We start from the raw sequence: 12,721 nt of genomic DNA on the forward strand, positions 1-12,721 counted from the left end.
AAGGCATTGCCAGTGTAATTTCCCGACGTTATCTAACAACCTGACTGAAACTAACATCGGACTAAATGGCCATCATCGCGAATAACCATTGGGATGATTCGATTGCCAGCGCCAAGTGTCGGCAACCATGTCCTGCAAGTTGCGCGTGGCTTTCCAGCCGAGTTCTTTCGCCGCTTTCGAAGCATCGGCAAAACTCTCAGCGATATCACCGGCGCGGCGCGGCATCATCCGGTACGGCACCGGCCGCCCGCAGGCCTGTTCGAAGGCATGTAGCACCTGCAGCACGCTGTAGCCGTCGCCGGTGCCGAGGTTCCAGGTGTGAATGCCGGTGCGCTCGCTGATCGACTGCAACGCTTTCAAATGCCCATCCGCCAGATCGACGACATGAATGTAATCGCGCACGCCGGTGCCATCGGCGGTCGGGTAATCGTTACCGAAGATCGACAGCTCGCGCAGGCTGCCGACCGCAACCTGGCTGATATACGGCACCAGATTGTTCGGGATGCCGTTGGGGTCTTCGCCCATGTGCCCGCTGGCGTGGGCGCCGATCGGGTTGAAGTAGCGCAGCAGTGCGATGCTCCAGCGCGGCTCCGCGAGGCTCAGGTCGCGCAGCACGTTCTCGACGATCAGCTTGGACTGGCCGTAGGGATTGGTCGGATTGCCCGTCGGAAAATCCTCGCGAATCGGCATCTCTTCAGGCTCGCCGTACACCGTCGCCGAGGAACTGAACACCAGCCGGAACACCCCCGCCGCTGCCATCGCCTGACACAGGGTGATGCTGCCGCCGACGTTGGTTTCGTAGTATTCGAGCGGCTTGCGCACACTCTCGCCCACGGCTTTCAGCCCGGCGAAATGCAGCACGGCATCAATCTGATGCTCGCGGAAAATCCGGTCGAGCAGCGGCCGATCGCAAACATCGCCGCGAATCATCCATGCACTTTTGCCGCAAATGGCTTCAACGGCGTGAAGTGCTGCGTCGCTGCTGTTACAAAGATTATCCAGCACGACAACTTCATAACCTGCCTCAAGCAATGCAAGTGTGGTATGCGAGCCGATATAGCCGGCACCACCCGTTACCAGAATCTTCATAGCGCGGTCCGTCATTGAATAAATACCCGGTAGCGTGTCAAGCCATGCCTGGTGGAGATGCGGAGCAATTCACACAAACAGGGCGACAACAACCTCAAACAAATTTAGTTCAACCACTGGCAATAATTATTTTTGCCGATCAAACTGTTTGACGGGTACTTATTAGCACTCCCTGGACACTTATCACTATCGACAGATACCGACTAAAAATAACTAACAACCAAGTAGTCGACATCTCATAACATTAGCGCTTTTTAACAGCGCAACTAATTGCCAGCAACAACCTGACTCGGGTATTAAAGTAAGCCTTCAATAATCATTGAAACTTGCCGCCACTTTGTGGTGCGCAACCGTCGCCTGTGTTCCATGACTGTCCAGGATACTTTTATGATTCGTAAATGTTTGTTCCCCGCTGCCGGTTACGGCACGCGTTTCTTGCCGGCGACCAAAGCCATGCCGAAAGAGATGCTGCCGATCGTCAACAAGCCGTTGATCGAATACGCCGTTGAAGAAGCACGGGACGCCGGCCTGCAACACATGGCCATCGTCACCGGCCGGGGCAAGCGCGCGCTGGAAGACCACTTCGACATCAGCTACGAACTCGAGCACCAGATTCGCGGCACCGAGAAAGAGAAATTCCTCGCCGGCACCCGCGAGCTGATCGACACCTGCACCTTCTCCTACACCCGTCAGGTGGAAATGAAAGGCCTGGGCCACGCCATTCTCAGCGGTCGCCCATTGATCGGCGACGAGCCGTTTGCCGTGGTGCTGGCCGACGATCTCTGCCTGAACCTCGAAGGCGACGGCGTGCTGTCGCAGATGATCCAGCTGTACAGGAAGTTTCGCTGCTCGATCGTCGCCATTCAGGAAGTCCCCGCCGACCAGACTCACAAGTACGGCGTGATTGCCGGTGAGCTGATTTCCGAGGGCATCTACCGGGTCAACAACATGGTGGAAAAACCGGCGCCGCAGGACGCGCCGTCGAACCTGGCGATCATCGGGCGCTACATCCTCACCCCGGACATCTTCGACCTGATCGCCGACACCCAACCGGGCAAGGGCGGCGAAATCCAGATCACCGACGCACTGATGAAACAGGCGCAAAACGGCTGCGTGCTGGCCTACAAATTCAAAGGCCTGCGCTTCGACTGCGGCGATGCCGAGGGTTATCTGCAGGCGACCAACTTCTGCTACGACAACGTGTACCTCAAGGGCCGCTGAGACGGCTTTTCTCTCCCCACAGGCAGGCAACCATGAACATTGCACAATATTCGACAGAGATTGAACGTGAGGTGGGCAACCTCGGGGTGATGAGCTGGTTGTCGCGCCATCAACCGCTGCCCAGCGCCAACGAAACCTGGCTGGGCACGATTCTGCTGGTGGAGCGGATCGGTGTGTTTCCTGCGTCCGGCGATATCCGCCGGCCGCTGCGTGATCCCTATCCGCTACTCGCGCACCTGAAGGCGTTGTATGGCGAACAGGCGCTGGAAATGGATGACCGCGATGGCCTGAAAGTGATCTTCAGCGACTGGCGCTTTCGCGTGCGCATCTGCTGCAACGACCCGGCGATCATCATTAACGTTGAGACGCGCTGTGATGCGCGGTTGATGCCGCGCAAGCTTGACGAACTGCTGGGGCTCATCGACGCCTTCAAGCACGACGCCTGATCACCCGGGCGTCACGCCGATCCATTGTGGGAGCGAGCCTGCTCGCGAAAGCGGCGGCACAGTTAGCATTGATCGTTCCCACGCTCCGCGTGGGAACGATCATGGTGGCGAGTCGTCGCAACCGGTACTCGTACCAGTTATCCAGCCATAAAAATAATCGGCAATCACCTTCCCGCCCGTGGCCGGCAACGGATGAATCCTGTCCGGGCCGATCATCGCGCTGGCGTAGCGTTTGACGTCGGGGCCGAATGCGCATTGCAGGTTGGCGAAACCGAGCTGCTGCTCACGCGCCCACGGCTCGAGCACCTGCGCATAGGCCGACATCGGGTAAGCGCTGGAGCGCGTAGTGTCCTGACGCAGGATCAGGTTGATGCTCGCCGCTGGCTGGATCTCGCGCAGCATGGTCACCAGGCCCTGAACGTTCTGCAGGTACTGCGCAGGTTTGACGCCGAAGCCCTGATCGTTGCCGCCGAGCATGATCAGGTACACGTCGGCCGGGATCTTCGACACCACCGCTTTCCACTGCGCCTGCCACTGTGGATCGGCGTGATAGAAATCCGCCGATGCCGCGCCAGAAGCCGCCAGTTTCGACACCCGCACGCCCTGCTGATGGTTACCCAGCCACAGGCCGAACAGCGTCGGCGCGCCCTTCACCACTTCCAGTCTGAATGACCAGTCTGCGGCTGATGGAACGCCCGCTAGCGCGACTTCCTGAACGCCTGAGCCTGCGAGTTTCAACGGTTGCCAGGCTTGCGCGGGCGACCAGCGATAGCGCAGCTCGTCGGATTCGCCATTGGCCAGATACAACAGTTTCGCCTGAGTGACCGTGGTATCGATGCGCGGCGAAGGGCTGGCATCGACTTGCACCCAGGCACCCGGCTTGCCGCTGATCGTGCGACTGTCCGGGCTGGCCTGGCCCAGGTCGGAAACCTTCCAGCCGCCACCGAAGTATTTGTCGCTGCTGCGGGTGTATTTGAAGTGCGTGCCGCCCAGCGCCGCGCCGTGGTTGAAACCGACGTAACCGGGGCCGGCAAAACCCACCTCGGCGGCCACTCGCTGCACCAGTTTGTTCAGGTAGAAATCCTGCCCGGCGGTGTAGCTGTCGCCGATCACCGAAACCGCCAGCACCTTGCCGGTCTTGCCGTCGCGCCACTGCGCAAAGCGCTGGCGGGCATCGTCTACCGTGATGGCCGAGGTGGCGACTGGTTGAGGGGCGTCTACTGGCATCATTGAATATTTCCTTTGTCCGGGATGAACCCTTCGCGAGCAGGCTCGCTCCCACAAGGATGGTGTGACTTGCACGGATGCACTGTAGGAGCAGCCTCGTTTCACTCGTCAGCTCCTACAGGGAGGATTGCGTCTGTACCACCGGGGTGATGGGCGCCAACGGTTTCCGCTTCGCCGCACGCTCGCCAAGGAACAACAACGAGGTGAAATTGAACCGGCTGAACACCATCGCCAACAGCACCGGCCCGAGCAATCCACAACTCAGACCACCGAGCACCAGCAAGCTCTCGTCCTTTACGCCCAGGCGCCCGAGGACAAACCGCGAGGTCGCTGCGAACAGCACATGAAAGAGGAAAATCGCATAGGAGTACCCGCCCAGCCAGGTCAGCGCTTTCGAACGCATGTCACTCGACAGCAACGCAATGCAAGACACGCAACCCACCGTCAAACCAATCAGGCTGCGGCGATCGACAATCAGCTCTCGATCAATCGCCGCGACGTACAGCAACGTCAGCGAGATCAGCACAAACAATAGCGGCCCGATCACTTTGAAACGCTGCTTCAAAACATCGACATTTTCCTGACCGATCATCCCCGCAACAAAAAACGGCAGCAGGTAAATCGCACCGTTGATACCGAACGCATCCAGCGGCAACGGCGGCAGCAGGAACAACACGGCCGCAAACGCAAACAAGCCATACAGCCGCGTTGCTGAACGCAGCAGGCCGCGCCACTCCAGCAGGCCGACGAAGATGAAAATGCTGAACACCGCCTGCAGGAACCAGAAGTGGTTGATCGGTATCCAGAACGACAACAACGCGTCGATCACGCCGACGTCCTTGTTCACCCCCGGACCCACCGCTTGCAGCACCGAGAACGGCACGCCGACGCAGAACAGCGGCACGATCAGCCGCCGCACCTTGCCAGCGAAGAAGGCGGAAAAGTCATTGCCGCGAATCTTGTAGATCGAATAGATGTAGCCGGAGATAAAGGTGAACAGCGGCATGCGCACATACACCATCGAGTCGGCGATGACCCGGAACGGCGAGCCGATGTCGATCTTCAAGCCTCCGCCCAGCGGGCCGATGACGTGATAGAGCACCAGCAGCAGGCACGCCAGGCCGCGCAGGGTTTCGATCTCCAGGGATTTTTTCTTGCTCGACATAGAGCACCTGCCTTAAGTGAGAATTCTTGATTCGACCTGCACCGGTTTGTTCGCGCGCAGCATCAAGCCCAGGCCGACGAACAACACCGGCACGACCATCGAGAAGTGTCGGGCAAAGGAGCCGAAGTCCGGCTCGAACAAGCCCTGCACCAACAGAAACGCCAGAGGAATCGCGATCAGTTCCTTGGGTTTGGTCTGGATCGGCGCGCCCTTGTAGTCGGTCGAAGTGATGACTTTGAACAGTAGCAGCGCGGTCATGATCATCAGCGCAACGAAGATCACCTGCCCCGGCCCGGACAGCAGAATCAGCTCAACCGGAAACGACAGGCGGAAGAAAATGATCATCGAGTCCAGTGCCTGGGAAACGAAGTCACTGCCGCTGAGCCACGACACGATGAGCGACTTCGAGCCCTCCTCGCCCGCCGTGCGCAGCTCGTTGTTGCTCGCCCGGATCGACGACACCGGAAAGCCCAGCGCCAGCTGAATGGCCATGGCCACCGCCAGATAAAACAGGAACAGCATCAGAAAGAAGGTGAAGCGCGAGACGTACTTTTTCATCACGCAGACGCCGACCCACGACAGCGAAAACAGAATCCAGTACGGCCGGATCAGCACACCGTAAATCACCGCCGAGAGAAAAAAACCGCCGCGATATTTGCGCGTCAATGCGCTGAGCAGAATGCTCAACACCGCTACCGACACGATGATTTCCTTGGTCAGGTTCTCGAGGAAAAACGAGCGCACGATGCCCCACAGGCACAGGGTGCCGAAGATGGTCAACGGCATGCGCCGGAACACCACTACCGGAATTGCGGTGAGGAAGAAATTGCAGAACATGCCGTAGGCCCAGGCATTGGTCAGGTTGATCCCGGTAGGCCGCAGCAGGAACGCCGAACACTCGTAGGACGAGCGATCCGGTGAGAACGGATTCCAGAAATTGCAGTTGTCGGCACGCGCATATGACGACCACAACGTCATCGCGTCCGGCCCCGGATCGCGTGGCACCAGCAACGGCATCGCCACCGACAGAAATAGTCCGGTGAACAGAATCAGGAAGGAAATCGACGAATCGAATGTGCGCCCACGAAACTCAATGCGCGGCAGCTTCAAGCCCATGACAGCGCAGCCTTTTTCGCTCCGGTGACACGGGTCAACACTGCAATCACACCAAGTTGCACGACAATGGCGAAGACGTTGCCCCACGCCGCGCCATAGATCGAGTAATGCTTGATCAGCACATAGCTGACCGGCACTGAAATCAGCAGGCAGAGCGCCGCGCTGGCCAGCGACACCCGGCTGTTTTTCGAAGCAATCAAACCGCCCCAGACAATGTCGCCAATCGCCCGCAAGGCGAAGGAAAAAATCAGCACCGCGAGGAGCGCGTTATCCGGACGCGGCACGCTGGCGGCGACGTAATCGAGCAGCACATTGAAAAACACATAGATCGCCACGGCCACAACGGCGGAGACCGCTAGCGAGCGCATCACCCATTTGTTGACGAACAGTTGCTTGACCGTGAATGCCTGCTGATCGGCCTGGAAACGCTTGGCCAGCACCGGAATGCCGACCACCGCCACCACCGCATACGACAACGCCTGCAAAGTGTTCGCCGCCGACCACGCGTACACATATTTACCGAGGCTGGCGTAGGGCTCCAGGTCGATGATCAGAAAGCGCTCGGCGTACTGACTCAGCGCGATCAGACCGGTGCCGAGATAGAACGGCAACCCGGCCTTCCACACCGTCGCGGTGTCCAGCGACGCGGCTTCGCGGCCCTTGTGCACGTTCACCACGATCAAATAACCGGCGATGATTACCATCACGTTGGCGGCGACCCACAGCCACAACACACTGGCGATGCCCGCGACCCAGCCGAGCACCATGCCGCCCACCGCCAATACCGCCCACAGGCCGGTCTTGATGAAGAACAGCAAGGCGCCGGCGGTGGCTTTCTGCGCAGAAAACACGAAGGAATTGATTTCGAACGACAGGTGCTCGGTGAGCAGCACCAGGGTCACGCACAGGATCAAGGTGGCGGTTGCTTCCACCGACTGGAACAGCGAATAGACCAGCACCGTCAGTACCGACAACAACAGCCCGACCGCCAGATACAGCAGCAGAACCTTGTCGACCACCCGCCGCGAGCTGCCGCCGACGCTGATCAGCCGGTTGATTTCGGAACTGAAGCCGACGCTGTAGAACTTCGAGGCGATCAGCGAAGCCGCGACCACCACACCATAAAAGCCCAGCGCCTCGTATCCGAGGTAATGGGTGATGGCCAACACCAGCAAGAACTTCGCGCCCAAGGCTCCGCCGCGAAGCAACAGCCGAAATATCATCGAACGACACCCTTGATGATTTCGTCCATGGCCACGGTTTTCGCCTCTATCTCGCGGCAGGTGTCGGTCAGGCGCTTGCCGAAATCCGCCAAGGCATTGGGCGCGTAAACGGTGTTGATGATGGTGTCGACGTCGATGTCGCCGCCGTTGATCACCCAGTCCTCGACGCCCATGTCCTGATAGGCGCCAAAGCCTTTGCGCTCGTAGCTGATGTGGTACGCCGGCACGCCGGAGAGCAGCGATTCGATGGCGCCGTGCAGACGCACCGAGATCACCAGGTCCGGTTGGTATTTGGCGATGGTTGCCTTCAGCGACAGCAGGTCTTCGTTGATGCCCAGCTCACGGTAGAACGCGCCGTCATCGTTGCCGCGCACCGCGCTTTGCACGGCGCAGACCACTTTGCTTTTGTTCTTCAGGCGCTGCAGCAGCAGTTTCAGATTGGCCACATAAGCGACCTTCTTCTCTTTGCTCCACTCCGGTGGCTTGCGCAGCACCACGCAGACGGTCGCCGGCGAGGCGGCGCAGCGGGTGAATTTCGGTTGCTGAAGAATCTTGCTCGCCAGCGACTGCACGGCCAGATCCGGCGCGCGGTAGACGTTTTCGCAAGCGTCAAAAATCGCCGAGGAACGGTTGTCACGCACGAACACCGCATCGGCGCTGGCGTAGTGTTCGACGATCTTGCTGCTCTCGCCGTGGAATGGGCCGATGCTCTGCGGCAGGTACACCGAAGGCACCTTGCTGAGGATCGCGGTTTCCAATTGCTTGGCATGGCCGAGCTTCAGCTTGATGTGCTCGAAGGCGCTTTTCGAACGCATGTAACCGCCGCCGACACCGACGATCAGATCGGTTTTCTTCAACAGATCGGCGAGCCCGGCGTAGGACTGATTGAGAAACACCGCTTGCTTGACCCGCCCCAGACCCTTGGCCGCCATCACCGGCGCATCGAAACGCGGGTGCGGCAGATAGTTGAACGACTCAGGGTCGGACGCCACGACACTGATCGCGGTGTCGTCACCGAAGTTACGCTGCACCAGAGCAATGGCCAGATCGACGAGCAGACCGTCACCGGAGTTGGACGCACTGTAGCCATGCAAAATCGTTACGTTCATAAGCTTGAGTTCTACTTAATAAGTGGGAGCGTGATACAGGTCGTAGGTCTGGCGGATCATCAACGCGGCGCTGAAACGTTCGCGGACAATGCTCCGGCCTTCGTTGCCGAGGTCGAGCAGGCGCGGCTTCTGGATGATCGTCAAAACGTCGGCCAGCGCCTGGTGATCGCCGGAGGGGAAGACGTAGCCGGACACTTCATTGGTGACCAGTTCCGGCAGTGAAGTGCAGTTGCTGGCAATCACCGGCAGCCCCATGGCCATGCCTTCCAGCGGCACCATGGCAAAGCCTTCCCAGCGACTCGGCACGATCAGCGCATCGGCTTTCTGATACAGCGCCTGCACTTCACTCGGGGTCACCCATGGCAGGTACTCGACCGAATCCATCGGCGGGCACTCGACCGAATCTTCGTTGACCGCACTGCCAACCACCGTCAGTTTGAGGTCGTTGCGATTGACCTTGGCGTAGGCCTTGAGCAGCACGTCGAAGCCTTTCTGGTAATCCAGGCGCCCGACGAACAGCAGATGAATCGGCTCGGCGCCAGCGGTTTTTGGCGCGTCATCCTTGTGATGAATGCCGTTGTAGATCAGCTTCATGCGCTTGCGCTCGATACCGAAACGCGCGGCTTTATCCAGCTCGTACTGGCTGACGCAGATGATCACGTCGGTGACTTTCTGCAGCACGCGCTCGATCCACGCGTAGACCTTCTGCTTGGTCGGCGAGCTTTCCATCAGGAACGAAAACGCATGCGGGCAGTAGACGATTTTCGGCTTGCGCCATGGTCGCAACAGCACACACACCACACGGCCGATCACCCCGGAAAAGGTGCTGTGCAAATGCACCACGTCGGGTTTTTCCTTGAGCAGCACCTGGCTCAGACGCCAAGCGAAACGCAGCAGCGACGGCACGTTGCGGCCACTGCGTGGAAAGGTGCGCACCTGCTGTGGGGCGATGCCGTGCAGCTCCTTGGCCTGATCCTCGGGGACCAGATAGACCAGTTGATAATTCGCCGCGTCGTCTTCGGGCGATGCCGAGATCGTGCGGATCACCGTCGCCACGCCACCTTTGATCGTCTCTGCCACGTGCAGTATTTTTTTCACAGCTCACCCACTTCAAACAGGAAAGAACAATCGGCAACCATCAGGATTTGTCGGACGCGTATTCGTAGTTGTAATAGCCCGTGCCGCCGTAATAGCTGGCCGCTCGCTTCTCGACGCCGTTGAACACCGCGCCTTTCAATTCGATGCCGTTCTGGGCGAAGCGGCGAATGGTCAGTTCGATCTCTTTGGCCGGGTTCACCCCGAAGCGGGTGACGATCAGGCTGATGCCGGCCTCGCGACCGACGATGGCGGCATCGGTCACTGCCAACAGTGGCGGCGTGTCGATGATCACCAGGTCGTAGCGCTCGCTCAGTTGCGCCAGCAGTTCGCGGAAATTGGCGTGCATCAGCAGCTCGGAAGGATTGGGCGGCACCTGCCCCCGGCTGATGAAATGCAGGTTGTCGACTTCGACTTTGTTGATCGCCTGCTCGAGGGTGCAGCGCTTGACCAGCAGGTCGGACAAACCATTGCTGATCGGCGTGTTGAGGGTTTTGTGCAGGTGCCCTTTGCGCATGTCGGCATCGATCAGCACCACGCGCTGGCCGCTCAGGGCCATGACCGCCGCAAGGTTGGACGAGACGAAGGTCTTGCCGACCTGCGGGCTCGGCCCGGAAATCATGATGCGGTTGTTGGTCGAATCGAGCCCGGCAAAGTGCAGGCAGGTGCGCAGGCTGCGGATCGATTCGATCGACAGATCAGTCGGGTTGCGTAGCGCCAGCAGATACGCCGGCTTGTCGACGCCATCGCGGGCGCGGCCCTTTTTGTTGTCCTCTTCCTCCTGCAAGGCGCTGTAGGGAATCGACGCGTAAACCGGCAGGCCCAACTGCTCGATGCCTTCCGGGCCTTCAAGGCCACGGCTGAGGGATTTGCGCAGCAGCACCAGCGCCACGCCGACAAACGCGCCGAGCAATGTCGCGATCAGCACGATCAGTGGTTTCTTCGGTTTGATCGGATTGGTCAGGTCGACATCGGCGGTGTCGATCAGGCGCACGTTGCCGACGGCCCCGGCGCGGACGATGTCCAGTTCTTGGGATTTGTTCAGCAACTGCGTGTAGATCTGCGAAGCCACCTCGACGTCGCGGGTCAGGTTGAGCAATTCCTGCTGGGTGGCCGGCAGGTCCTGAACCTTGCCTTCGAGGGATTTCTGCTGCTGGGTCAATTCGCCGATCTGCGTCATCAAGGCGCGATAGGCCGGGTGCTGTTTGGTGAACTTGCGATCGAGCTCAGCCTGCTGCATTTTCAGCTCGGAGATGCGCGTTTCCAGCGCCACCGACTGGCCCAGCACCGACTGGGTTTCCAGCGAAATGTTCACCGTCTTGCCGTGGGTCTGGTAGGCATTCAAAGCGTCGCTGGCCTTGGCCAGATCACGCTTGACCTGGGGCAACTGGCTCTGCAGAAACGCCAGGCTCTGCGCGGCCTCCGCCGAAGTGCGCCGTACGTTTTGCTCGACGTAGAGCGAGGCGATCTTGTTGAGGATCTTCACCGCCTCGGCCGCGTCGGAGCTGGCCAGCGCCAGACGAATGATCCCCGACTCTTTGCCCTGTTCGGAGATATCCAGCGCGTCCTGATAGCCCTGAATGGTCACGATCCGAGGATTGCGCACCACCTGAAAGCGCGTGCCGGGGTTGGCCATCAGGCGCGCGATCTGCCCTTCTACGCCGTCATTGGCAAACGCTTCGCCGGCCACGCCTTCGGCGAGCAGATTGTCGTTTTCATCGAACAGTTGAAAACGCTGCTGCTCGCCGGCGATCAGGGTGAGTTTCTTGCCGAGCAGGTCTTTCGGCAATTGCAGCCGATTGAATTCCAGACGTTCGCCGCCCCAGGCGTAACTGTTCAGGCCGAAACGCGGCGGCGCGACGCTGGTCTCGCTGTCACCGCGATAGCGCCGCGAAAGGAAGCCGCCGATCAACGGGAACGTGTTGGGCGTGACGTCGATATCCAGGCGCAGGTCGTCAACGGTTTTGCCGATCACCGCGCGGGATTTGATGATGCCGATTTCGGTCACCGACGGCGATTGCCCACCGAGCATACTGTTGAGGTCGGAGAAACCGAGCATGTCGTTCTTTTTCGGTTCGACCTGCACCAGCGCGTTCGCCAGGTACACCGGCGTTGCCAGAACCGCATAGGCGACGCCGGTGACCATGAAGGCGCCCGTCAGCGCGCCGATCAGCCACTTCTGGTCGATCAGGCTGCCGAAGATGCCGAGCAGATCAATACTGTCTTGATCATTGTCGCGGGTGCCGATTACGGACGGTAACTGCATAAGTCTGTTCTTACCATTTGCTGTTCTGAAGAATATTCATCAATGCCCGAGACGCTTCGCCCATGAACTAACAGCATCTTCAATCAATGCGTGGGCATGAATAAACGCGGCTTTGCCTTGACGATACGGATCATGTATTTCGCGCTCGCTCTGCCATTTACCGAGCAGAAACACTTTGCCTCGGGCGTGCGAGGCAATCTTCAGCACTTGATTGACGTGGGTCTTTTCCATGACCAGGATCAGGTCCGAGTCATTGACGATGTCCGAAGTCAGTTGCCGCGCCTTGAAGGCCTCGGCGCAATGCCCGTGTTCTTCGAGAACCTGCCGCGCCGAGGCCTCCACGCCCTCGCCGACGCGGGCGGACAGGCCGGCGGAAGACACGGTGATGGCGGACTGGCCCAGCGCGTTGCGCAGCAGTAGTTCGGCCGTCGGACTTCGGCATATATTGCCCACGCAGACAACGAGGATCTTTTTGAACAAGTCTTGCTTTCCTGTGTAATATCAAACAGCCAACATGTCGCGAAAGTTAATGAACCCTCACGACTTTCCTGCACTCAGAAATAGCTTCGCCCTGTTAGTACAGGAACATTAAGTACCACAGCGTTTTAAGCCGCCCCAACCACAATTAGCGGACTAAAAATAACTGTGATTTTCAGTTGCTGTTTTCCTGACAAAAAATAACATTCGCGCACTTAGTGCCATCACCGTTATCGGAAATTGAGTAACGGGATAAATATTCGTAGTTGTCATTCTCTTCAGGAGAG

The 12,721-nt window shown here is 59.0% G+C and carries 11 protein-coding genes; 2 read left to right on the forward strand and 9 right to left on the reverse strand.

All coding sequences use genetic code 11. The features are described from left to right. Positions 1-72: 72 nt before the first annotated feature. Positions 73-1,089 carry a UDP-glucose 4-epimerase GalE gene (gene galE, locus AB4N41_RS26615; protein WP_016775458.1) on the reverse strand — a complete coding sequence of 339 codons (1,017 nt, stop codon included), beginning with the start codon at positions 1,087-1,089 and terminating at the stop codon, positions 73-75. A 387-nt stretch (positions 1,090-1,476) separates the two neighbouring features. Here galE and galU point away from each other — a divergent pair, with 387 nt between their 5' ends. After that, a complete protein-coding gene (gene galU / locus AB4N41_RS26620; protein WP_056791458.1) occupies positions 1,477-2,310 on the forward strand; it encodes a UTP--glucose-1-phosphate uridylyltransferase GalU in 834 nt (277 codons plus the stop codon). Between the two features lie 32 nt (positions 2,311-2,342). Continuing rightward, positions 2,343-2,756: a mannose-1-phosphate guanylyltransferase gene (locus AB4N41_RS26625; RefSeq protein WP_460138300.1), complete on the forward strand. Its 414-nt coding sequence runs from the start codon at positions 2,343-2,345 to the stop codon at positions 2,754-2,756. A gap of 99 nt (positions 2,757-2,855) precedes the next feature. Here AB4N41_RS26625 and AB4N41_RS26630 read toward each other — a convergent pair whose 3' ends face one another. The 8 genes from AB4N41_RS26630 to AB4N41_RS26665 all read right to left on the reverse strand — a co-directional run bounded on the left by AB4N41_RS26630 (position 2,856) and on the right by AB4N41_RS26665 (position 12,437). Next, a complete protein-coding gene (locus AB4N41_RS26630; protein ID WP_460138301.1) occupies positions 2,856-3,986 on the reverse strand; it encodes an SGNH/GDSL hydrolase family protein in 1,131 nt (376 codons plus the stop codon). A gap of 112 nt (positions 3,987-4,098) precedes the next feature. After that, the gene (locus tag AB4N41_RS26635; protein ID WP_460138302.1) at positions 4,099-5,148 is read right to left on the reverse strand and encodes an acyltransferase family protein; all 1,050 of its coding nucleotides are present in this window, start codon (positions 5,146-5,148) and stop codon (positions 4,099-4,101) included. Between the two features lie 12 nt (positions 5,149-5,160). Next, positions 5,161-6,264 carry a hypothetical protein gene (locus tag AB4N41_RS26640; protein WP_056791467.1) on the reverse strand — a complete coding sequence of 368 codons (1,104 nt, stop codon included), beginning with the start codon at positions 6,262-6,264 and terminating at the stop codon, positions 5,161-5,163. Beyond that, a complete protein-coding gene (locus tag AB4N41_RS26645) occupies positions 6,255-7,487 on the reverse strand; it encodes an MATE family efflux transporter (RefSeq protein ID WP_460138303.1) in 1,233 nt (410 codons plus the stop codon). The genes AB4N41_RS26640 and AB4N41_RS26645 overlap by 10 nt, the downstream gene beginning before the upstream one ends. Further along, positions 7,484-8,596, reverse strand: a complete 1,113-nt coding sequence (locus AB4N41_RS26650) for a polysaccharide pyruvyl transferase family protein (RefSeq protein ID WP_041477306.1) — start codon at positions 8,594-8,596, stop codon at positions 7,484-7,486. Before AB4N41_RS26650 ends, AB4N41_RS26645 begins: the two co-directional genes overlap by 4 nt. Before the next feature lie 15 nt (positions 8,597-8,611). Then, positions 8,612-9,694 carry a glycosyltransferase gene (locus AB4N41_RS26655; protein ID WP_116657877.1) on the reverse strand — a complete coding sequence of 361 codons (1,083 nt, stop codon included), beginning with the start codon at positions 9,692-9,694 and terminating at the stop codon, positions 8,612-8,614. A gap of 40 nt (positions 9,695-9,734) precedes the next feature. Next, positions 9,735-11,957 carry a polysaccharide biosynthesis tyrosine autokinase gene (locus AB4N41_RS26660; RefSeq protein WP_252876647.1) on the reverse strand — a complete coding sequence of 741 codons (2,223 nt, stop codon included), beginning with the start codon at positions 11,955-11,957 and terminating at the stop codon, positions 9,735-9,737. 39 nt (positions 11,958-11,996) lie between these two features. Further along, positions 11,997-12,437 (reverse strand): low molecular weight protein-tyrosine-phosphatase, encoded by a 441-nt coding sequence (locus tag AB4N41_RS26665; protein ID WP_041477312.1) that lies wholly within the window; start codon positions 12,435-12,437, stop codon positions 11,997-11,999. Positions 12,438-12,721 lie beyond the last annotated feature (284 nt).

It is taken from the genome of Pseudomonas sp. S2_A10, from assembly GCF_054668465.1.

Coding starts and splice junctions, on each gene's coding strand:
- galE (WP_016775458.1), bottom strand. CDS start 1,089: ATGAAGATTCTGGTAACGGGTGGTGCCGGCTATATCGGCTCGCATACC.
- galU (WP_056791458.1), top strand. CDS start 1,477: ATGATTCGTAAATGTTTGTTCCCCGCTGCCGGTTACGGCACGCGTTTC.
- AB4N41_RS26625 (WP_460138300.1), top strand. CDS start 2,343: ATGAACATTGCACAATATTCGACAGAGATTGAACGTGAGGTGGGCAAC.
- AB4N41_RS26630 (WP_460138301.1), bottom strand. CDS start 3,986: ATGATGCCAGTAGACGCCCCTCAACCAGTCGCCACCTCGGCCATCACG.
- AB4N41_RS26635 (WP_460138302.1), bottom strand. CDS start 5,148: ATGTCGAGCAAGAAAAAATCCCTGGAGATCGAAACCCTGCGCGGCCTG.
- AB4N41_RS26640 (WP_056791467.1), bottom strand. CDS start 6,264: ATGGGCTTGAAGCTGCCGCGCATTGAGTTTCGTGGGCGCACATTCGAT.
- AB4N41_RS26645 (WP_460138303.1), bottom strand. CDS start 7,487: ATGATATTTCGGCTGTTGCTTCGCGGCGGAGCCTTGGGCGCGAAGTTC.
- AB4N41_RS26650 (WP_041477306.1), bottom strand. CDS start 8,596: ATGAACGTAACGATTTTGCATGGCTACAGTGCGTCCAACTCCGGTGAC.
- AB4N41_RS26660 (WP_252876647.1), bottom strand. CDS start 11,957: ATGCAGTTACCGTCCGTAATCGGCACCCGCGACAATGATCAAGACAGT.